The following is a 20730-nucleotide window of genomic DNA, read 5'->3' on the forward strand; positions in this document are numbered from 1 at the left end:
CGCCCGGTTACATTCCGAACCCGGAAGCTAAGCCTTTCAGCGCCGATGGTACTGCAGGGGGGACCCTGTGGGAGAGTAGGACACCGCCGAACAATATTTCAGGACCCTTGGTCCCAGCGTTCACGCTGGGACCAAGGGTCCTTTTGTTTTTCCTTGGATCTTTTCCGATGCGCGGCGGAGTGCCGGCTGCGCGAGAATGACTGCAGTACCCGAAGACAGGAGTCACCCACATGTCCACCAACTCTCCCGACGGCCGTCCGGAGCGCGAGCCGCGTCGCAACGACGGGGGCGGTGGCGACCGGGGCGGCTTCCGTGGGCCGCGCCGCGACGACAACCGTGGCGGCGGTGGCGGCGGGTACCGTCGCGACGACCGGCCTTCGTACCAGCGGGACGACCGTCGGGACGACAACCGTGGCGGTGGCTTCCGTCGGGACGACCGTCGGGACGACAACCGTGGCGGTGGCGGCGGCGGTGGCTTCCGCCGTGATGACCGGCGCGATGACAACCGTGGCGGTGGCTTCCGCCGCGACGACCGTCGTGACGACAACCGTGGCGGTGGCTTCCGCCGCGACGACAACCGTGGCGGTGGCGCCGGCGGTGGCTTCCGTCGCGACGACCGTCGCGACGACCGTCGCGACGAGCGTCCCTCGTTCCGTCGCGACGACCGGCCTTCGTACCAGCGGGACGACCGTCGGGACGACAACCGTGGTGGCGGCGCCGGTGGCGGCTTCCGTCGCGACGACCGTCGTGACGAGCGTCCCTCGTCGTTCCGCCGTGACGACCGCCGGGACGACAACCGCGGTGGCGGTTTCCGCCGTGACGACCGTCGTGACGACAACCGCGGCGGTGGCTTCCGTCGGGACGACAACCGTGGCGGTGGCGCCGGCGGTGGCTTCCGTCGCGATGACCGGCCCTCGTCGTTCCGTCGGGACGACCGTCGTGACGACAACCGTGGTGGCGGCGCCGGCGGTGGCTTCCGTCGCGACGACCGTCGTGACGAGCGGCCTTCGTTCCCGCGTGACGACCGCCGGGGTGACAACCGTGGTGGCGGTTTCCGCCGTGACGACCGTCGGGACGACAACCGCGGCGGTGGCTTCCGCCGTGACGACCGTCGTGACGACAACCGCCGTGACGACAACCGTGGTGGCGGCTTCCGTCGTGACGAGCGTCCCTCGTCCTTCCGTCGGGACGACCGGCCTTCGTTCCCGCGTGACGACCGTCGTGACGAGCGTCCCTCCTCCTTCCGTCGTGACGACCGTCGGGACGACAACCGTGGTGGCGGCTTCCGTCGGGACGACAACCGTGGTGGCGGTTTCCGCCGGGACGACCGTCGGGACGACAACCGCGGCGGGGGCTTCCGCCGGGACGACCGGCGTGACGGCGACCGAGGTGGGTTCCGTGGGCGGGACGACCGGGGTGGGTACGGGCGTCGGGACGACCGCGACCGGGACCGTGGGGACCGCGCGCCGCTCAAGCGGCTGCCGATCCCGCCGGAGGTCACCGGTGACGAGATCGACGACGATGTGCGCCAGGAGCTCATGAGCCTGCCCAAGGGGCTGGCCGAGGACGTTTCGCGCAACCTCGTCATGGTCGCCCAGCTGATCGATGAGGACCCGGAGCGGGCGTACGAGTACTCCCGCGTCGCCCTGCGGCTCGCCTCGCGTGTCGCGGCCGTGCGCGAGGCCGCCGGCTTCGCCGCGTACGCCACGCAGAAGTACTCCGAGGCGCTGGCCGAGTTCCGTGCCGCGCGTCGGATGAGCGGCGGTGTCGAGCTCTGGCCCGTCATGGCCGACTGCGAGCGCGGCATGGGCCGCCCCGAGCGAGCGCTGGCCATGGCCGGTGAGCCCGAGGTGCAGAAGCTGGACAAGGCCGGCCAGGTCGAGATGCGTCTCGTCGCCGCCGGTGCCCGCCGTGACATGGGTCAGCTGGACGCCGCCATCGTGACGCTCCAGAGCCCCGAGCTCGCCTCCGGCGCCGTGCACCCGTGGACCGCGCGTCTGCGGTACGCCTACGCCGACGCCCTCCTCGCCGCCGGGCGCGACGCCGAGGCGCGGGAGTGGTTCGCGAAGGCCCTGGAGGCCGACAAGGACGGCGCCACGGACGCCTCCGACCGGCTCGCCCAGATCGACGGTGTCGAGTTCGTCGACGCGTTCGACGACTCGGACGACGAGGACGAGGTCGAGGACGTCGAGGACGACCGTGACGAGGACGTCGAGGACGACCGCGAGGACGCGTCGGACGTCGTGTCGGACGACGACGTCGACCCCGACGAGCGGTGATCTCGTAGGACTGTGAAGAAGGGCGGCACCCGGTCGGGTGCCGCCCTTCTCGCGTTTCCGGCTCAGTCGAGCGCGAGGCTTCTCAGGACCAGGCCCGTCGCCGGCTTGGGGCCGAAGGAGGTCGACTTGCGGGGCATCGTGACGCCCTGGCGCGCGAGGTCCCGTACGACCTCCTCGCGTACCGGGTGCATGAGGACCGCCGTACCGCCGCGGCGTTCCGCCTGGGCGACCGCGGCCTCCGTGTCGTGGATGTAGGCGATGTCCTCGGGGGCGTCCGGGATGTGCCAGACGTGGTCCAGGAGGGTGGAGTGCAGGACCGTGGCGTCCAGGGTCCGCCAGGCCTCCGGGCGGTCCGCGCGGATCGTGCGGCTGAGCAGGTCCGGGTCCGGGCGGTCGACCAGGTGGAAGGCGCCGTCACCCGCGAGGAGGAACGCGTTGCCCTCGGCGGAGGCGGACTCCAGGGCTTCGAGGGCCGTCGGGAGCGGGCGCTCGATGCGGCGCACCCGGAAGGAGTCGCCGAGGGCCGCGAGGGCGTCGGCGACCGGGAGGCGGTTGAGGAGGCGGTGGATCGCGCGGACCCGCAGGGGGTAGCGGGCCGTGTCGATCAGGAGGACCAGACCGTAGTTCCAGGGGCCGGGCGCGGTGTGCTCCTCGCGCAGGCGCAGGTAGGTCGCCCAGCGGTGGTGGCCGTCGGCGATGAGGGCCTGGTGGCGGCGGAGCTCGCCGGCGGCGGCGGCCTGTTCGGCCGGGTCGGTGACCGCCCAGAGGCGGTGGTGGAAGCCGTCCTCCGTGGTGGTGGAGAGGAGGGGCTCCCCGAGGACCGCGCGGTCGATGACCTGGTCGGCGTCGTTGCCGGTGTCGCCGACGTAGGTCAGGAGGAGCGGTTCGAGGTTGGCCGCGGTGGTGCGCATCAGGGCGGCGCGGTCCTCGACCACGTGCGGCATGACGTCCTCGTGGGGGAGGACCACGCCCTCGTCCGGGGTGGAGAGCTCCAGGGCGCCGATGATCCCGCGCTGGAGGATGCCGTCGCCCTCCTGCTCGTACACGTAGAGCGCGGGCTCCCGGTCCGGGGCGAGGACGCCGTCCGCGAGCCAGCGGTCGAGGGTGACGGCGGCCTTGCGGTGGCGGGTGCCCGCGGTGATGGCCTGCGGGAGGATCAGGCGGACGATGTTGTGCGGGTCCGCCGACTCCAGATGGAGAAGGCCGTCAGGTCGTACGACGACGTCGTAGGGCGGGGACATCACGGCGGAGAGGCTGCCGACCCGCTCGGGGACGTAACGGAGTCCGCGGAACGGCGCCAGGCGCAGCCCGTCTGCGGCGTCGCGGACGTCTTCGGCCGCGTGACCTGAGGTGTTCATCTCGACATCGTATGTGTGCGCGGGCATGGGAGATGATCGGGGGAGCGGGGGAATTTCACCCGGTGATGTGAGGAGTGAGCGGTGACGACGCGAATCGGCCAGGAGCAGCGGAGCGGTGGCGGCAGGAGGGCTCCGGGTGGTAGCGCGACGCCGTTGAGCGAGGCGTACGACACGGCGCTGCTCGACCTGGACGGTGTCGTCTACGCGGGCGGTGAGGCGATCGCGCACGCCGTCGGCTCGCTCGGGACCGCGCGGGACGGCGGGATGCACCTGGCGTACGTCACCAACAACGCGCTGCGGACGCCTGACGAGGTCGCCGCGCACCTGACCGAGCTCGGGATTCCGGCGGAGCCCGGTGACGTCGTCACCTCCGCGCAGGCGGTGGCGCGGCTGGTCGCCGAGGACGTGCCGGCGGGGTCGCGCGTGCTGCTGATCGGCGGCGAGGGGCTGCGGGTGGCGCTGCGGGAGCGGGGGCTCGTGCCGGTCGACTCGGCGGACGACGACCCGGCGGCGGTCGTGCAGGGGTACGGCGGTCCGGGGATGCCGTGGGCGAGGTTCGCCGAGGCCGCGTACGCGGTCGGGCGGGGCGTGCCGTGGTACGCCTCGAACACGGACCTGACGATTCCCGGCGCGCGGGGGATCGGGCCGGGGAACGGTGCCGCCGTGGAGGTCGTACGGATCGCCACCGGTCACGCGTACGAGCCGAAGGTAGCGGGGAAGCCGCAGCCGCCGATGCACCGCGAGACGGTGCTGCGGACGGGGGCCGCCCGGCCGCTGGTGGTGGGGGACCGGCTGGACACGGACATCGAGGGCGCGTTCAACGGGGGTGTGGACTCGCTGCTCGTCCTGACCGGGGTGACGGACGTGGCGCGGCTGCTCGCCGCGGTGCCGGAGCACCGGCCGACGTATGTCGCGGAGGACCTCCGGGGGCTGTTGGTGGGGCAGCCGGAGGTGGTGGAGGGCCCGGACGGTGTCTTCGCGTGCGGCGGATGGCGGGCTTCCGCGAGCGGGGGCGAGCTGGTCGTGCAGGGTGCCGGGGGCGACGACATGGACGGCGTACGGGCGCTCTGCGGGGCCGCCTGGGCCGCCGCCGGCGACGGGGCCTGCGCTCTCGACGCGGGGAAGGCGCTCGCGCGGCTCGGACGGTGAGCTCCCGGGGGATGGTCGCGAGAGTTGGGTAGGCTAACCTAACCGCGTGTTGGTTGAGAGCACCACTTCCCGAGCGAGCGCGCCGTCGACGCCCGCCGCCCCGTCCCCGACGCGCCGGAACTCCGTGCGCGCCGTCGGGTTGGGGGCAGCCGTCCTCGCGCTGCTCCTGGTCTGCGTCCTGAGCATCATGATCGGCGCCAAGCCGGTGCCGCTCGGGGACGTGTGGCACGGCCTGTTCCAGAACAGCGGCGTCGGCAACGACATCGTCGTCCACGACGTCAGGGTGCCGCGCACCCTGCTCGGTCTGCTCGTCGGCCTCGCCCTCGGGCTCTCCGGGGCCGTGATGCAGGGGCTGACCCGCAACCCGCTCGCCGAGCCCGGGCTGCTCGGGGTGAACGCGGGGGCCGCGGCCGCCGTCGTCTCGGCCATCGCCTTCCTCGGCGTGGTCGACGTCAGGGACTACGTCTGGTTCGCCTTCGTGGGCGCGGCCGTCGTCGCCGTCGTCGTCTACGTGCTCGGCGGCAGCCGCAGCGCCACCCCCGTGCGGCTCGCGCTCGCCGGGACCGCCGCGACCGCCGCGCTCTACGGGTACGTCAACGCCGTCCAGCTGCTGAACTCGGCCGCCCTCGACCGGATGCGGTTCTGGACCGTCGGCTCGCTGGCCTCCGCCGACATGGCGACGGTCCGGCAGATCGCCCCCTTCATCCTCACCGGCGCCGTCCTCGCGCTGCTCATCGCGCGGCCCCTGAACGCCATGGAGATGGGCGACGACACCGCCCGGGCGCTGGGCGCGAACATCAACAGGACCCGGGCCGTCGCCATGGTGGCCGTGACCCTGATGTGCGGCGCCGCCACGGCCGCCTGCGGCCCCATCATCTTCCTCGGCCTGATGGTCCCGTACATGGTGCGGGCGGTCACCGGGCCCGACATGCGCTGGATCCTGCCGTACGCGGCCGTCCTCGCGCCCGTCCTGCTGCTCGGCTCCGACATCGTCGGGCGGCTCGTGGCGCGGCCCTCCGAGCTCCAGGTCGGCATCGTGACCGCGCTCATCGGCGGGCCCGTCTTCATCCGACTCGTCCGCCGCAAGAGGATGGCCCAGCTGTGACCACCAAGACCCTGCGGGCCGGCGGAGGCTTCTCCGTACGGTACGAGCCGCGGGCCGCGCTCTCCGTCCTCGGTCTGCTCGTGCTCACGGTCGCCGCCGCCGTCGTCCTCATCGGCACCGGGGACTTCCCGATGACGCCGACCGAGGTCGTCGACACGCTCCTCGGCAAGGGCACCGCCGTCCAGGAGTTCGCCGTCATGGACCTGCGGCTGCCGCGGGTCCTCGTCGCCGTCTTCGTCGGCGCGGCGCTCGCCGTCGGCGGGGCCGTCTTCCAGTCGATCTCCCGCAACCCGCTCGGCAGCCCCGACGTCATCGGCTTCGGTCAGGGCGCCAGCGTCGGCGCCCTCCTCGTCATCGTCCTCTTCCAGGGCAGCGCGGCCGCCGTCGCCGGCGGGGCCGTCGTCGGCGGGGTCGTCACCGGTCTGGCGATCTACCTGCTCGCGTGGAAGAAGGGCGTGCACGGCTACCGGCTCGTCCTCGTCGGCATCGGTGCCGCCGCCATGCTCACCTCGGTGGTCAACTACCTCATCACCAAGGCCAGCCTGGTCGACGCGACCCGCGCCACGGTGTGGCTGACCGGCTCCCTCGACGGGCGTGACTGGGCGCAGTTCTGGCCGCTGCTCGCCGTCTGCTGCGTCCTGCTGCCGCTCGTCCTCGGCCACGGGCGGGCCCTGCGCATGCTGGAGATGGGCGACGACGCCGCGTACGCCCTCGGAGTGAAGGTCGAGCGGACCAGGATCGTCCTCATGGCCTCGGCGGTGGTGCTCGTCGCCGTCTCCACCTCGGCCGCCGGGCCCATCGTCTTCGTCTCGCTGAGCGCGCCGCAGCTGGCCCGCCGCCTGACGGGGGCGCCGGGACCCAACCTCGCCGCCTCCGCCCTCATGGGCTCGGCGCTGCTGCTCGTCGCCGACTGGATCGCCACGAACGCCTTCGGCGACCGTCAGCTGCCCGTCGGCGTCGTCACCGGCATCCTCGGCGGCTGCTACCTGCTCTGGCTGCTCGTCACCGAACGCAAGGCGGGCCGGATATGACCACGAACAAGGAAATGGGGAGTACGGGTATGGGCGGTCGGCAGAAGCAGCGGCTGAGCGCGGAGTCGGTCACCCTCGCGTACGAGCAGCGGGTCATCGCCCGCGACCTGTCCGTCGAGATCCCCGACAACTCCTTCACGGTCATCGTCGGACCCAACGCCTGCGGCAAGTCGACCCTGCTGCGGGCGCTCTCCCGGATGCTCAAGCCCTCTCAGGGGCAGGTCCTCCTCGACGGAGCGTCGATCCACTCGCTGCCGGCGAAGAAGGTCGCCAAGACCCTCGGCCTGCTCCCGCAGTCGTCCATCGCCCCCGACGGCATCACCGTCGCCGACCTCGTCGCCCGCGGCCGCTACCCCCACCAGGGGCTGCTGCGCCAGTGGTCGCCGGAGGACGAGCGGGTCGTCCAGGAGTCGATGGCGTCGACCGGTGTCGCCGAGCTCGCCGAGCGGTACGTCGACGAGCTCTCCGGCGGACAGCGCCAGCGCGTCTGGATCGCCATGGCGCTGGCCCAGCAGACGCCGCTGCTCCTCCTGGACGAGCCGACGACCTTCCTCGACATCCAGCACCAGATCGACGTCCTCGACCTGTGCGCGGAGCTGCACGAGACGCAGGGGCGGACGCTCGTCGCCGTCCTGCACGACCTCAACCACGCGGCCCGTTACGCGACCCACCTCATCGCCGTGCGGGACGGCGAGGTCGTCGCCGAGGGCCCGCCGTCCGAGATCGTCACCGCCGAACTGGTCGAACGGGTCTTCGGGCTGCGTTGCCAGGTCATCGAGGACCCGGAGACGGGGACGCCGCTGGTCGTCCCGGCGGGGCGCCAGGCCAGGGCCCGGGGCCGTGCCGCCGCTGCCGCTGCCGACGCCGCCCCGGCCGTCGACCCGGCCGTAGGACAGGCGCCCGCGCTACAGAAGTGACCGCAGGCGCATCAGGTCGCGGAAGCCGGCCTCCAGCCTGACCCGGCCGGAGGCCCAGGCCTTCGCGAAGTTCAGCTCGCCGCCGACCATCGCCACCAGGTCGTCGCCGGTCATCGCGAGCCTGATCTGGGCTTTCGTCGCGGGCGGGCCGGCCGCCGTGTCCACCACCTCGATCCGGCCGTCGGAGAGACGGCCGGTGAAGGTCGTGTCCAGGTCCGTGACGTGGCAGCTCAGGGTGCGGTCGAACGCGGCCGCGCCGCGCACGCCGTCGTCGGCCCGCGCGAGGTTGTCCGACAGCCGGTCCAGTGCGTCCCGGCACTCAGTGATCGTCGCCATGGCCGTCGACCGTACCCCAGGGCTTCGCGATAGCGTCGTGGCATGAGCGACGAGACGCCCGAACCCGCCGGCCAGACCCCGGAACCCGCCGACCGGGCCCCGGAGCCGGAGACGCACGAGCCCGCCGCGCCCGCGCCGCTCGGCGTCCCGCGGGAGGCCACGGGGCACGAGGCCGTCGACGCCCACCTCGCGCGTCTCGCCGAGGTGGACGACCTCCCGGCGGACGGACACCTGGCGGTGTACGAGGATGTACACCGTGGACTGCGCGCCGAGCTGACCTCGCTGGACGCGCACCCCACCCCCCGTACGCACGACAACAGGAGCTGAACCGAACGTGGCAGGAGTGGCACGCCGCCGTCTCGACGCCGAGCTGGTCAGGCGCAAGCTCGCGCGCTCGCGCGAGCACGCCAGCCAGCTGATCGCCGCGGGTCGGGTGACCGTCGGCAAGACCGTCGCCACCAAGCCCGCCACCCAGGTCGAGACCGCCGCGGCCATCGTCGTCGTCCAGGACGACTCCGACCCCGACTACGTCTCGCGCGGCGGCCACAAGCTCGCCGGGGCCTTCGCGGCCTTCGTGCCCCAGGGGCTGCGGGTCGAGGGCCGGCGCGCCCTGGACGCCGGGGCCTCGACCGGCGGCTTCACCGACGTGCTGCTGCGCGCGGGCGCCGCGCACGTCGTCGCCGTCGACGTCGGCTACGGCCAGCTCGCCTGGTCGCTCCAGAGCGACGAGCGCGTCACCGTGAAGGACCGCACGAACGTCCGCGAGTTGACAGTCGACGCGATCGACGGCGTTCCCGTCGACCTCGTCGTCGGCGACCTTTCGTTCATCCCGCTCGGCCTCGTCCTGCCCGCCCTCGCGGCCTGCACGGCGCCCGACGCCGACCTCGTCCTGATGGTGAAACCCCAGTTCGAGGTGGGCAAAGAGCGGCTCGGCACCGGCGGAGTGGTCCGTTCCACCGAGCTGCGCGCGGACGCCGTCAAGAACGTGGCGCGTCAGGCCGCCGAGCTCGGTCTCGGTGTTCTGGGCGTCACCGCCAGCCCTCTGCCCGGCCCCTCCGGCAACGTCGAGTACTTTCTGTGGCTGCGGGCGGGTGCGCCCGCGCTCGATCCGGCGGATGTCGACCGCGCCGTGGCGGAAGGACCTCGTTGAGCTCAACGGCAGCACCACCAGAGACAGCAGCACCAGAGACAGCAAGCCGTACCGTCTTCCTGCTCGCGCACACCGGCAGACCCGCCGCCGTGCGCAGCGCCGAACTGGTCGTCCTGGGGCTGCTGCGCTGTGGCATCGGCGTCCGGGTCCTGGAGGCCGAGGCCTCGGACCTGCCGCTGCCGCCGTCCGTCGAGAAGGTGCCGGAGGCCTGCTCCGACGCCCTCGACGGCTGTGAACTCCTCATCGTCCTCGGCGGGGACGGGACGCTGCTGCGCGGCGCCGAGTTCTCCCGCGCCTCCGGGGTGCCGATGCTCGGCGTCAACCTCGGCCGCGTCGGCTTCCTCGCCGAGGCGGAGCGCGACGACCTCGACAAGGTCGTCGACCGGGTCGTGACGAAGGCGTACGAGGTCGAGGAGCGCATGACCCTCGACGTCGTCGTGTACGAGAACGGCGACGTCCTCCACCGCGACTGGGCGCTCAACGAGGCCGCCGTCCAGAAGGTCTCCCCGGAACGGATGCTGGAGGTCGTCCTCGCGATCGACGGCCGGCCGGTGACCGGATTCGGCTGCGACGGCGTGATCTGCGCGACACCCACGGGGTCGACCGCGTACGCCTTCTCGGCCGGCGGACCCGTCGTGTGGCCGGAGGTCGAGGCGCTCCTCATGGTGCCGATCGGCGCCCACGCGCTCTTCGCCAAGCCGCTGGTCACCACCCCCCAGTCGGTCCTCACCGTCGAGGTCGAGCCGCACACCCCGCACGGCGTGCTGTGGTGCGACGGGCGGCGGACCGTGGAGCTCCCGGCCGGGGCGCGGGTCGAGGTGCGGCGCGGAGCCGTCCCCGTCCGGCTCGCCCGGCTGCACCACGCCTCCTTCACGGACCGGCTCGTCGCGAAGTTCGCGCTGCCGGTGTCGGGGTGGCGGGGCGCTCCGCACTGACCCGCCCGGGCGCCGCGCAACGAGCGGCGCGCGGGAGGGTTACGCCCGGCCCGATGTCGCATCCGACCCGGGAAACCTCGTATGGTCTGGGGCGTGCTGGAGGAGATGCGGATACGGTCGCTCGGGGTCATCGACGACGCGGTGGTCGAGCTGTCGCCCGGCTTCACCGCGGTGACCGGTGAGACCGGCGCGGGCAAGACCATGGTCGTGACCAGTCTGGGCCTGCTGCTCGGCGGACGGGCCGACCCGGCCCTCGTACGGATCGGCGCGGGCTCCGCGGTCGTCGAGGGACGGATCAGCGTGCCCAGGGGCGCGCCCGCGGCCGTGCGCGCCGAGGAGGCGGGGGCCGAGCTCGACGAGGGCGTGCTCCTCGTCAGCCGCACCGTCTCCGCCGAGGGACGCTCGCGCGCCCACCTCGGCGGGCGTTCCGTGCCCGTCGGGCTGCTCGCCGAGCTCGCCGACGAGCTCGTCGCCGTCCACGGCCAGACCGACCAGCAGGGCCTCCTCAAGCCCGCCCGGCAGCGCGGCGCGCTCGACCGGTACGCGGGCGAGGCCGTCTCCGGGCCCCTCGCCTCCTACGGGGAGGCGTACCGGCGTCTGCGGGCCGTCACCGGCGAGCTGGAGGAGATCACCACCCGGGCGCGCGAGCGGGCCCAGGAGGCCGACCTGCTGCGGTTCGGGCTCGGCGAGATCGAGGCCGTCGCCCCGCTGCCCGGCGAGGACGTCGAGCTCGCCGCCGAGGCGGAGCGGCTCGGCCACGCCGAGGCGCTCGCCTCCGCCGCCGCGCTCGCGCACGGCGCGCTCGCGGGCAACCCGGAGGACCCGGAGGCCGTCGACGCGACGACCCTCGTCGCGGGCGCGGGACGGGCCCTGGAGGCCGTACGGTCGCACGACGCGGCCCTCGCGGCGCTCGCCGACCGGATGGGGGAGATCTCCATCCTGCTCGGCGACGTGGCCACCGAACTCGCCGGGTACGCCGACGACCTCGACGCCGACCCGCTGCGGCTCGCCGCCGTCGAGGAGCGGCGCGCGGCCCTCACCCAGCTGACCCGGAAGTACGGCGCCGACATCGCGGGCGTCCTCGCCTGGGCCGAGGAGAGCGCCGGACGGCTCGGCGAGCTCGACGGCGACGACGACCGCATCGAGGAGCTGACCGCCGAACGCGACCGGCTCCGCGACGAACTGTCCGTCCTCGCGCAGGCGCTCACCGACGCCCGCACGGAGGCCGCGGACCGGTTCGCCGCCGCGGTCACCGAGGAGCTCGCCTCGCTCGCCATGCCGCACGCGCGCGTGTCCTTCTCGCTCGCGCAGACCGAGGACCCGGAGGGCGTCGAGGTCGGCGGCCGGCGGGTCGCGTACGGGCCGTCCGGCGCCGACGAGGTCGAACTGCTGCTCGCGCCGCACCCCGGCGCGCCGCCGCGGCCGATCGCCAAGGGCGCGTCCGGCGGTGAGCTCTCCCGCGTGATGCTCGCCGTGGAGGTGGTCTTCGCCGGGGTCGACCCCGTGCCCACGTACCTCTTCGACGAGGTCGACGCGGGCGTCGGCGGCAAGGCGGCCGTGGAGATCGGGCGCCGGCTCGCCAAGCTCGCCAGGACCGCGCAGGTCGTCGTCGTCACTCACCTGCCGCAGGTCGCGGCCTTCGCCGACCGGCAGCTGCTCGTCGAGAAGACCCACGACGGCTCCGTGACCCGGTCCGGCGTCACGGTCCTGGAGGGCGAGGAGCGCGTACGGGAGCTGTCCCGGATGCTCGCGGGCCAGGAGGACTCCGAGACGGCCAGGGCCCACGCGGAGGAGCTGCTCGCGGCGGCCCGGGCCGACGCGTGAGGCGGGAGCCCGGGCGCATAGGCACCTTCGCCCTGGCGTTCGGGGCCACCCGGCTCGCGTACGCGGGGCTGCGGCAGCGGCCGCCTGGGAACTCCGACGGGTGGGAGCGGACCAATTTCGCCGGGCGGAAGGTCGCTCTCCAGGCCGGTCCCGCCGCCGCGTTCGGCTCGGCCGTCGCCGTGCTGCCCGGCGCTCCGGCGGCCGCGCTTGCCGTCGCCGCCGGGGCCGTCTGCGGGCGGTACGACGACCTGCGCGGCGACCACCGGCGGGGATTCCGTGCGCATCTGACGGCGCTTCGGGAGGGGGAGGCGACCAGCGGGGCCGTGAAGCTCCTCGGCATCGGGGCCGCGTCCCTGGTGGCGGGGGCGCTGCTCAAGGAGCGGCCGGTGGACAAGCTGCTCGCCGGTGTCGTCATCGCCGGCAGCACCCATCTGGTGAACCTCGTGGACGTACGGCCCGGGCGTGCCGGGCTCACCGTCCTCGCGCTCGGCGCGCCCGGGCTGCTGCGCGGCTCGCTCGCCGCCGCGCCCATGGGGGCCGCGGCGGCGGTCCTCGGCGACGACCTCGCGGAGCGCGCCATGCTCGGCGACGCGGGAGCGCACGCGCTCGGCGCGGCCGTCGGCGCGGCGATCGCCGTCGGGAACGGCAGGGCGGGGCTCGCCGCGCACGCGGCGGGGCTGGTCGCCGCGGCGGTGTGGGGAGAGCGGGCGACGGGCTCGGGCGTCTGAGGGGAGCGGGCGACCGGCTCGGGCACTCACTCGAGTGGGTGAACCCGTAACGGTGTCTTCGCGCCACGCCCCTTCCGTACAAGGGAACGACGCCGTTTCGGTGCCGGAACGTGCGTACGGTCGCGGGTGCGGGCTGGCATCCTGTGCACGTGACACAGCTCCGTACGGTTCAAGTGCTGGGCGGCGGCAGCGCTGGCAGTAGCGCGCACGTCCGATCACTCGCCTCGGGGCTGGTGGCGAGGGGCGTGCGGGTGACCGTGTGCGCCCCGGCGGCGCTCGACCGCGTCTACGACTACCTCGGCGCCGGCGCCCACTTCGTGCCGCTGCCGCGCCTCGGCGATCCCGCGACCGTCACCGCGCTCCGCAACGCCTGCATCGGCGCGCACGTCGTCCACGCGCACGGCCTGGCCGCGTCCGTACGGGCCGCGCTCGCGCTCTCCGGGGAGGCGCGCCCGCCGCTCGTGACCACCTGGCACAGCCGGAGCCATCTGGCGGGTGCGCGGGGCGGGATGCGGCGGCTCCTGGAGCGGCGGACCGTGCGCGCCTCCACCGTCGTCCTCGGCACGTCCTCCGAACTCGTCGACCGGGCCCGGCGCAGCGGCGCGCGGGACGCGCGGCTCGCGCCCGTGACCGTACCGCCCGCGCGCGGGCCCGTCTGCCTGCACGACGGCAAGGCGCGGGCCGAACTGGGCGCCGTCGACCGGCCGTTGCTGATGGCCGTCGGCGCGCTGGAGCGGGGGCGGGGGTACGACACGCTGCTCGACGCGGCGCGGGTGTGGCGGGACCTCGATCCGCAGCCGCTGCTCGTCGTCGCGGGGGAGGGGCGCGAGCGCGCCCCGCTGCAGCGGCGGATCGTCGCGGAGGGCCTGCCCGTGCGGCTCGTCGGGCGGCGCGACGACGTCGCGGAGCTCCTGGCGGCGGCGGACGTCGCGGTGCTGCCGTCGCGGTGGGAGGCGCGGTCGCTGCTCGCGCAGGAGGCGCTGCGGCTGGGGGTGCCGCTGGTCGCCACGGCGGTGGGCGGGGTGCCCGAACTCGTGGGGGACGCCGCGGAGCTGGTGCCGTACGGGGACGCGGAGGCGCTCGCCGGTGCGGTGCGAGGGCTGATGGAGGACGTGGAGCGGCGGATGGACCTCGCGGCCGCGGGGCGGGTGCAGGCGGGGACCTGGCCGACGGAGGACGAGACCGTCGCGCATGTCCTGAGCGTGTACGACGAGTTGGCGGGGCGGTAGCCCGTAGCGGGCGGTGGTGCGTCCGTCCGTCCGTGCCGGTTGCGGGGCGGGGATTCTTCCCCCCGCCCCTTCCCGTAACCCTGCCGGGGGCTGTTCGCGGGTGCGGGCCGGTGGGTGATTTGTGCCCACCCGTTCCGCCCCGGCGGAACGCATGCCCACAAACCGCCTACGTCGTGTGGCGGCGGGCCCTGAGGGCCAGGGAGAGGGCCAGGACCGTCTGGGGGTCGTCCAGGTCGGTGCCGAGGAGTTCGGAGATGCGGGCCAGGCGGTTGTAGAGGGTCTGGCGGTTGAGGTGGAGTTCGCGGGCCGTCTCCGCCTTGCGGCCCGCGTGGGCCAGGTACGTCTCCAGGGTGGGGAGCAGCGGCGGGCGCGAGGTGCGGTCGTGGTCGCGGAGCGGGCCGATCGCGCGGTCCACGAAGGCCGCGAGGTCCGGGTGGTCCCGCAGGCGCCACAGGAGCAGGTCGATGTCGAGGCGGCGGGCGTCGTGCCAGGGGCGGTCCGAGAGGCCCTGCGCGGCCGTCGCCGTCTCCGCCGCGTGGCGCAGGCCCGCCGAGGCGGCCGCCCAGCTGCCGGCGACGCCGACGACGACCACCGGCGGGTTGGCGCCGGAGCGCTCCAGGCCGGCCCGTTCCACGCCCGCGCGCAGCGCCGCCGCGACGCGGTCCGCGACCGCGGTGCGCTCGGACTCCGAGCGCAGGCCGAGGAGGAGCGGGACGCGGCCTTCCACGGGCCGTACGCCGAGGAGGACGGGTACGCCGACGGAGGAGAGCTCCTCCAGGACGGCGCGGGCCAGGAGGGCCCAGTTCCCCGAGGGGGAGAGTTCGGAGGCCAGGCGCATGACGACGGGGAGGAGGGGGCCGTCGCCGGGGCGGAAGCCGAGGACGCGGGCCTGGGCGGGCGCGGCCTCGGTCGTGATCCGCCCCTCGGCGAGGTCCGTCAGGAAGTCGCCCCGGCCGCGCGCGGCGAGCTCCTCCTCCTGGCGGGCCTGCATGAGGACCACCGCGAGGATGCCGGCGGCCCGTTCGGCCGCCATGCGGTGCACGGGGGAGAGGGCGCCGGAGACCGCGAGGAGGACGAGCCGGGCCCGTACCGAGCCCGTACCGGGTCCGCCGCCGGGGACGTCGACGATGACCGTGCCCGCGGGCGGGCCGGACTCGCGGGCCGCGCGCTGGCCGCGCATGCCGTCCCACACCTGGAGCGGGTCGGCGGGACCGGACTCGGTGCCCGCCGCGTACAGGAGCTGGCCGTCGGCGGTCTCCAGGAAGACGGGGTTCGCGGCGAAGTCGGAGAGGATCCGCAGGACCTGCGGGACGCCGCCGCCGCCGAGCAGCGCCTCGGTGCACTGGCGGTGGACCTCCTCCGCCTGGCGGAGGAGCGCGTAGTGCCCGTTGACGATCTCGGTGTGTATCTCCTCCGTGACCGCGACGAAGGGAACCTCGCGGTGCAGCTGGACCAGGGGCAGGCCGGCGGCCCGAGCGGTCTCCACTATGGTCGCCGGCAGCCGGGCGAAGCGCGGGCCGAGCTCGACGACGAGGGCCGCGATGCCCCGGTCCGCGAGGCGCCGGACGAAGGAGCGCTGCTCGGCCGGGCGGGTGCCCAGGCCGAGTCCCGTGGTGAGCAGCAGTTCACCGCCCTTGAGGAGCGACGCGATGTTCGGCACCTCGCCCGCGTGCACCCAGCGCACGGTGCGGTGCAGCCGGTCCGCGCCGGCCACGACCTCCGGGAGTCCGCCGCGCAGCCCCGGAAGCTCCAGCGCCCGCTGCACGGTGATCCCGCCCTGATTGTCCATGGGCCCGGACGCTACCCGCGTCTGTGTTCCGGGGACATCACCTCACGGTTACGGGAGGGGACACTTCGTACACCAGCGCGACAACTCGTCGTCCTGTGGCCGGAATTGTTTGACCGCATGTCGATTGTGGCTTGTGTCACACGCGAGGATGCTCCTGCGCCATGGCAACCAACTCCACCCCAGAGGTCAACCGACTCAAGGCGAACTCGGTCGGTCTCGTCGGCGTCGTCTTCATGGCCGTGGCCACCGCGGCCCCGATCACGGCGATGACCGGCAACCTCCCCATCGCCGTCGGCTTCGGCAACGGCGTCGGCGCTCCCGCCGGTTACCTCTTCGCGACGGTCGTCCTCACGGTCTTCTCGGTCGGCTACGTCGCCATGGCGAAGCGGATCACCGCCGCCGGTGCGTTCTACGGCTTCATCTCACACGGTCTCGGCCGCATCGCCGGCATGGCCTCCGGCATGCTCGCGGTCCTCGCGTACATCGTCTTCGAGGCCTCGATCGTCGGCGTCTTCGCGTACTTCGCCAAGACGACCGTCGTCGACCAGCTCGGCGTCGATCTGCACTGGATGGTCTACGCGGCGGTCATGCTGGCCGTCACGGCCGTCCTCTCGTACTTCGACATCAACCTGACCGCCAAGGCGCTCGGCGTGATGCTCGTCGCCGAGATCGCGGTCCTCTTCGCGGTCGCCACCGCCGTCCTGATCGCCGGGGGCGGCCCCGACGGCATCCCGACCGAGCCGATCAACCCGAAGAACGCCTTCACCGGCACCTCCGCGGGCCTCGGTCTCTTCTTCGCCTTCTGGTCCTGGGTCGGCTTCGAGTCGACGGCCATGTACGGCGAGGAGTCGCGCGACCCGAAGCGGGTCATCCCGCGCGCCACGCTGATCTCCGTCATCGGCGTCGGCCTCTTCTACATCTACGTCTCCTGGATGACGATCGCCGGCAACGGCCTCGACGAGTCCGTGAAGCTGTCCTCCTCCAGCTCCCCGCTCGACCTCTTCTTCGCCCCGACCCAGTCCTTCATCGGCGCCTGGGCCGTCGACGCCTTCCAGTGGCTGCTGCTCACCGGCTCCTTCGCCTGCGGCATGGCCTTCCACCAGTGCGCCTCCCGCTACCTCTACGCCATCGGCCGCGAGGGCTTCCTCCACCCGGCGCTCGGCCGCACCCACGCGAAGCACGGCTCGCCGTACATCGCCTCCTACGTGCAGAGCGTCATCGCGGTCGGGCTCGTCGTGGCCTTCTGGCTCACCGGCCAGGACCCGTACCTCCACCTGTACACCCTGCTCGCGATCCTCGGCACCATGGCGATCCTCATCGTCCAGACCCTCTGCTCCTTCGCCGTCATCGGCTACTTCCGCAAGAACCACCCCGAGGACCGGCACTGGTTCAAGACCCTCGTCGCCCCGCTCCTCGGCGGCGTCGGCATGGTCGCCGTCGTGATCCTCCTGATGATCAACATGGAGACCGCGGCCGGCGCCGCCGCCGACTCCTTCTTCTTCAAGGCGATCCCGTGGATCGTCGGACTCGTCTTCTTCGGCGGCCTCGGCCTCGGCTTCTACCTCAAGGCCCAGCGGCCCGAGCGCTACGAGATCATCGGCCGCATCGTCCTGGAGGACGCCGCCGAGCGCTCCGAGGACACCCCCGACGGGGCCCCCGACGCGACCCCCGACACCGATGCCGACGCCGCGACCGCCGCCGTGAAGAGCTGATCTCCCCAAGGGTTTCCCCACCCCCCACTTTCTTTCGTCTTCTTCTTCCTCGCAGGAGCGCCCCATGGCACGCACCAACCCGATGCACCTCCTGAAGCGTCTCGCCGCCGAGCACGCCGACGCACGACGACTGAACATCCCCGTGGACGAACTCCGCGGCATGAGGGCCGACACCCTCGGACGCCGCTCGCTCCTCAAGTACGCGGCCGCCGCCGGTGTCGCCGTCGGCGCCGGCGGAGCCGCCACCCTGGGCGGGGCCGTCCCCGCCCGCGCCGCCACCCTCGACCCGCCGATCAACAGCACCGCCCGGATCGCCGTCGTCGGCGCCGGCATCTCCGGCCTCACCGCCGCCCTGACGCTCCAGGACGCGGGCCTGCGCCCGACCCTGTACGAGGCCAACCCCTCCCGGGTCGGCGGCCGCATGTGGACGCAGCGCGGCCACTGGGCGTACGGACAGACCTCGGAGATCGGCGGCGAGCTGATCGACACGAGCCACAAGAAGATCCTGGAACTCTGCCGCCGCTTCGACCTCCAGGTCGAGGACTTCCTCGGCGGCGGCCCCAACGGGGCCGAGGAGGTCCTCTGGTTCGACGGCGCGTACTACCCGCGCCACCAGGCCGACGAGGACTTCAACGCCGTCTACCAGGCCCTGCGCCGCGACCTCTCCGAGGCCGGCGAGGTGTTCTGGAACCAGACGACGCCCACCGGCACCGCCCTCGACAACATGTCGATCCACCAGTGGATCGAGAGCCGCGTCCCCGGCGGACACACCTCCCCGCTCGGCAAGTTCATCGACGTCGCCTACAACGTCGAGTACGGCGCCGACACCACCGAGCAGTCCTCGCTCGCCCTCGTCCTGCTCATGGGCTACCAGACCAATCCCGGCAACTTCAACATCTGGGGCCTGTCCAACGAGCGCTACCACATCGTCGGCGGCAACGACCAGCTCCCCAACGCCATAGCGGGCGCGCTGACCGCCGGCACCCTGCGCCAGGGCTGGTCCCTGACGGCCGTACGGGCCAACGCGGACGGCACCCAGACGCTGACCTTCACCGAGGCCGGCGCCACCCGTACCGTCACCGCCGACAAGACGGTCCTCTGCCTCCCGCTGCCGATCCTCAAGCAGCTCGACCTCTCCCTCGCGGGCTTCGACCCGCTCATGAAGAACCTCCTGCGGGACGCCCGCATGGGCTACTGCACCAAGCTCAACATGCAGTTCGGCACCCGCCCCTGGCGCGGCACCGGCGCCTGGCCCGGCGTCTCCGCCGGTGACTGCTTCACCGACTCCGAGGTGCAGCAGACCTGGGACACCACGAAGATCCAGGGCGGCACGGGCGGCATCCTCATCCAGTACGGCGGCGGCAGCCTGGCCAAGAACCTGAACCCGGCCGGGCCGTTCTCCACCGAGTCCGACCCGTACGTCCGCTCCCTCGTCACCCGCTACCTGGCCGGCATCGACGCCTTCTTCCCCGGCACCTCCAAGGCGTACAACGGCCGCGCCCAGCTCTCCGCCTGGCACAAGAACCCGTACGCCCTCGGGGCGTACTCCTGTTGGCCCGTCGGCTACCTCCACCGCTACGCCGGGTACGAGGGCAAGGCCCAGGGCAACGTCCACATCGGCGGCGAGCACTGCTCGTACGACTTCCAGGGCTTCATGGAGGGCGGGGCCACCGAGGGCGAGCGGGCCGCCAAGGAGGTGATCGCCGCCCTGCGGTGAGCCCGGCGCGCCGGCTCACGAGGCAGGAGCGATGTTCTGGTTGAACCGGAACACGTTGTCGGGGTCGTAGGCGGCCTTCACGGCGGCGAGCCGGCGGTGGTTCTCCTCACCGAAGGAGGAGACGATCCGCTGCTCGCCCTCGGCCCCGACGAAGTTCAGATAGGTCGCGTCGAGCGCCCAGGGCCGTACGTCCTCCCGCACGTCGTGCACCCACTGCCTCGCGCGGTCGTCGTACGCCGGGTCCTCCCAGGTCGCGAACGGGTGCACCGCCCACGGAGCGGTGCGCCACGGCTGCGGGTACACGGAGGGCCCGGCGGCCACGGCCCCGCCCATCGGGAACAGCACGTGCTGGGTCGCCGTCGACGCGGGGATCCGCGCGCCCCGCTCGCAGAAGACGTCCACGACGGCGTCGGGGCACTCCCTCAGGTACTCGGCCGACCAGTAGTTCCGCAGTCCGGGCGGGTCGTCGATCATGCACTGCAGGTCGGCGTACGGGATGTCGGTGACCATCTCCACCACGGGGCCGACCGGGAACAGCGGCGCCGTGAGCTCGCGCACCTCGGAGACCGGGCCCGCGTACGTGAACAGGACGCCGCAGAGCAGCTTCCCGACCAGCTCCTCGGGGATGAACGGCTCCGGCGGCGCGGGCAGGTAGAGGGCGCCGCCGCCGATCCCGTCGGGCGCGGCCTCGATCAGGTCACGGTAGATCCTGACCACCTCGGGCGCCTTCTCCGGGGTGAAGAACAGCATCACCATGCTCATCCGGGGCAGCGGATGCAGCCGCAACGTCAGCGAGGTCGCGACCCCGAAGTTCCCGCCGCCGCCGTGCAGCGCCCAGAAGAGGTCCGGGTTCTCGTCCGCGTCCGTGTGGACGTGCTTGCCCTCCGCGGTGATCAGGTCGGCCGCCAGGAGGTTGTCGCTCGCGAGCCCGAACTTCCGCTCCAGCCAGCCCGAACCCCCGCCGAGCACGAACCCGCCGATCCCGGTCGTGGAGACCCGGCCGCCGGTGGTCGCCACGTGGAAGGGCTGGCACGCCCGGTCCAGGTGGGACATGGTCGCCCCGCCCTCGATGCGTACGGTCATGGCCTCGGGGTCCACGACGACGCCGTGCATCCGGCGGAGGTCGACGACGAGGGCGCCGTCGATCACCGAGGTCCCGGCGACGCTGTGGCCGCCGCCGCGCACCGCGATCGGCAGCCCGGTCTCCCGGCCGAAGCGGACCGCGTTGGAGACGTCGTCCTGGCCGGCGCACTGCGCGATCACCGACGGGCGGCGGTCGATCATGCCGTTGTGCACGGCACGGGCTTCGTCGTACCCGGGATCGCCGGGGAGGAGGACCTCGCCGGCCAGGTCGTCGACCAGTCCGGCCAGAGCGCTTTCGGAGACCTGGGGAGCCATGGGAGCCCCCCTTTCCGTACGGGGGACGGGACCCTCTCATCGTAGGTCCGGGTCCCGTCCCCCCGCGCCCCGT

The 20730-nt window shown here is 73.3% G+C and carries 17 protein-coding genes, 1 rRNA gene and 1 pseudogene; 15 read left to right on the forward strand and 4 right to left on the reverse strand.

Annotation, left to right across the window (positions count from 1 at the left end; all coding sequences use genetic code 11):
- The 3 genes and pseudogenes from rrf to AB0G79_RS17145 all read left to right on the forward strand — a co-directional run.
- A 5S ribosomal RNA gene (gene rrf, locus AB0G79_RS17135) occupies positions 1-92 on the forward strand; the annotation flags it as partial.
- 285 nt (positions 93-377) lie between these two features.
- A pseudogene (locus tag AB0G79_RS17140) lies at positions 378-1214 on the forward strand (hypothetical protein); the annotation flags it as partial.
- Positions 1215-1478: 264 nt separating this feature from the next.
- Positions 1479-2279: a hypothetical protein gene (locus AB0G79_RS17145; RefSeq protein WP_360807405.1), complete on the forward strand. Its 801-nt coding sequence runs from the start codon at positions 1479-1481 to the stop codon at positions 2277-2279.
- A 62-nt stretch (positions 2280-2341) separates the two neighbouring features.
- Here the strand turns inward: AB0G79_RS17145 and AB0G79_RS17150 are convergent, their stop codons facing one another.
- Complete coding sequence (locus AB0G79_RS17150) at positions 2342-3637, reverse strand: DUF1015 domain-containing protein (RefSeq protein ID WP_360807085.1); 1296 nt, start codon at positions 3635-3637, stop codon at positions 2342-2344.
- A 93-nt stretch (positions 3638-3730) separates the two neighbouring features.
- On the opposite strand from AB0G79_RS17150, the gene AB0G79_RS17155 reads away from it, so the two are divergent.
- The 4 genes from AB0G79_RS17155 (at position 3731) to AB0G79_RS17170 (ending at position 7839) form a co-directional block, all read left to right on the forward strand.
- Positions 3731-4786: an HAD hydrolase-like protein gene (locus AB0G79_RS17155; protein WP_360807407.1), complete on the forward strand. Its 1056-nt coding sequence runs from the start codon at positions 3731-3733 to the stop codon at positions 4784-4786.
- 187 nt (positions 4787-4973) lie between these two features.
- Positions 4974-5891 (forward strand): iron chelate uptake ABC transporter family permease subunit, encoded by a 918-nt coding sequence (locus tag AB0G79_RS17160; RefSeq protein ID WP_360807409.1) that lies wholly within the window; start codon positions 4974-4976, stop codon positions 5889-5891.
- Complete coding sequence (locus tag AB0G79_RS17165; protein ID WP_360807087.1) at positions 5888-6922, forward strand: iron chelate uptake ABC transporter family permease subunit; 1035 nt, start codon at positions 5888-5890, stop codon at positions 6920-6922. The genes AB0G79_RS17160 and AB0G79_RS17165 overlap by 4 nt, the downstream gene beginning before the upstream one ends.
- The gene (locus tag AB0G79_RS17170; protein WP_360807089.1) at positions 6919-7839 is read left to right on the forward strand and encodes an ABC transporter ATP-binding protein; all 921 of its coding nucleotides are present in this window, start codon (positions 6919-6921) and stop codon (positions 7837-7839) included. Before AB0G79_RS17165 ends, AB0G79_RS17170 begins: the two co-directional genes overlap by 4 nt.
- Here AB0G79_RS17170 and AB0G79_RS17175 read toward each other — a convergent pair.
- Positions 7828-8175, reverse strand: coding sequence for an SCP2 sterol-binding domain-containing protein (locus AB0G79_RS17175; protein WP_360807091.1), 348 nt, complete (start codon positions 8173-8175; stop codon positions 7828-7830). The two genes, AB0G79_RS17170 and AB0G79_RS17175, sit on opposite strands and share 12 nt — an antisense overlap.
- A gap of 42 nt (positions 8176-8217) precedes the next feature.
- On the opposite strand from AB0G79_RS17175, the gene AB0G79_RS17180 reads away from it, so the two are divergent.
- The 6 genes from AB0G79_RS17180 to AB0G79_RS17205 all read left to right on the forward strand — a co-directional run bounded on the left by AB0G79_RS17180 (position 8218) and on the right by AB0G79_RS17205 (position 14041).
- A complete protein-coding gene (locus AB0G79_RS17180) occupies positions 8218-8502 on the forward strand; it encodes a hypothetical protein (protein ID WP_360807093.1) in 285 nt (94 codons plus the stop codon).
- Positions 8503-8509: 7 nt separating this feature from the next.
- Complete coding sequence (locus AB0G79_RS17185) at positions 8510-9325, forward strand: TlyA family RNA methyltransferase (protein WP_360807095.1); 816 nt, start codon at positions 8510-8512, stop codon at positions 9323-9325.
- Positions 9322-10260 carry an NAD kinase gene (locus AB0G79_RS17190; RefSeq protein ID WP_360807097.1) on the forward strand — a complete coding sequence of 313 codons (939 nt, stop codon included), beginning with the start codon at positions 9322-9324 and terminating at the stop codon, positions 10258-10260. Before AB0G79_RS17185 ends, AB0G79_RS17190 begins: the two co-directional genes overlap by 4 nt.
- Before the next feature lie 81 nt (positions 10261-10341).
- Positions 10342-12084, forward strand: coding sequence for a DNA repair protein RecN (recN, locus tag AB0G79_RS17195; protein ID WP_360807099.1), 1743 nt, complete (start codon positions 10342-10344; stop codon positions 12082-12084).
- Positions 12081-12812: a hypothetical protein gene (locus tag AB0G79_RS17200; protein WP_360807101.1), complete on the forward strand. Its 732-nt coding sequence runs from the start codon at positions 12081-12083 to the stop codon at positions 12810-12812. Before recN ends, AB0G79_RS17200 begins: the two co-directional genes overlap by 4 nt.
- Before the next feature lie 149 nt (positions 12813-12961).
- The gene (locus AB0G79_RS17205; protein WP_360807103.1) at positions 12962-14041 is read left to right on the forward strand and encodes a glycosyltransferase family 4 protein; all 1080 of its coding nucleotides are present in this window, start codon (positions 12962-12964) and stop codon (positions 14039-14041) included.
- A gap of 166 nt (positions 14042-14207) precedes the next feature.
- Here AB0G79_RS17205 and AB0G79_RS17210 read toward each other — a convergent pair whose 3' ends face one another.
- Positions 14208-15830: a PucR family transcriptional regulator gene (locus AB0G79_RS17210; protein WP_360807105.1), complete on the reverse strand. Its 1623-nt coding sequence runs from the start codon at positions 15828-15830 to the stop codon at positions 14208-14210.
- A gap of 161 nt (positions 15831-15991) precedes the next feature.
- Between AB0G79_RS17210 and AB0G79_RS17215 the strand changes: the two genes are divergently transcribed.
- Together AB0G79_RS17215 and AB0G79_RS17220 are read left to right on the forward strand one after the other, a co-directional pair.
- Positions 15992-17542, forward strand: a complete 1551-nt coding sequence (locus AB0G79_RS17215) for an APC family permease (protein WP_360807107.1) — start codon at positions 15992-15994, stop codon at positions 17540-17542.
- Between the two features lie 64 nt (positions 17543-17606).
- Positions 17607-19259, forward strand: a complete 1653-nt coding sequence (locus tag AB0G79_RS17220) for an NAD(P)/FAD-dependent oxidoreductase (RefSeq protein WP_360807109.1) — start codon at positions 17607-17609, stop codon at positions 19257-19259.
- A 15-nt stretch (positions 19260-19274) separates the two neighbouring features.
- Here AB0G79_RS17220 and AB0G79_RS17225 read toward each other — a convergent pair whose 3' ends face one another.
- Entirely contained in the window at positions 19275-20657 is a 1383-nt protein-coding gene (locus AB0G79_RS17225; protein WP_360807111.1) for an FAD-binding oxidoreductase, read from the reverse strand.
- Between the last annotated feature and the right edge of the window lie 73 nt (positions 20658-20730).

The organism is Streptomyces sp. NPDC020807, assembly GCF_040641575.1.
Lineage (GTDB): Bacteria > Actinomycetota > Actinomycetes > Streptomycetales > Streptomycetaceae > Streptomyces.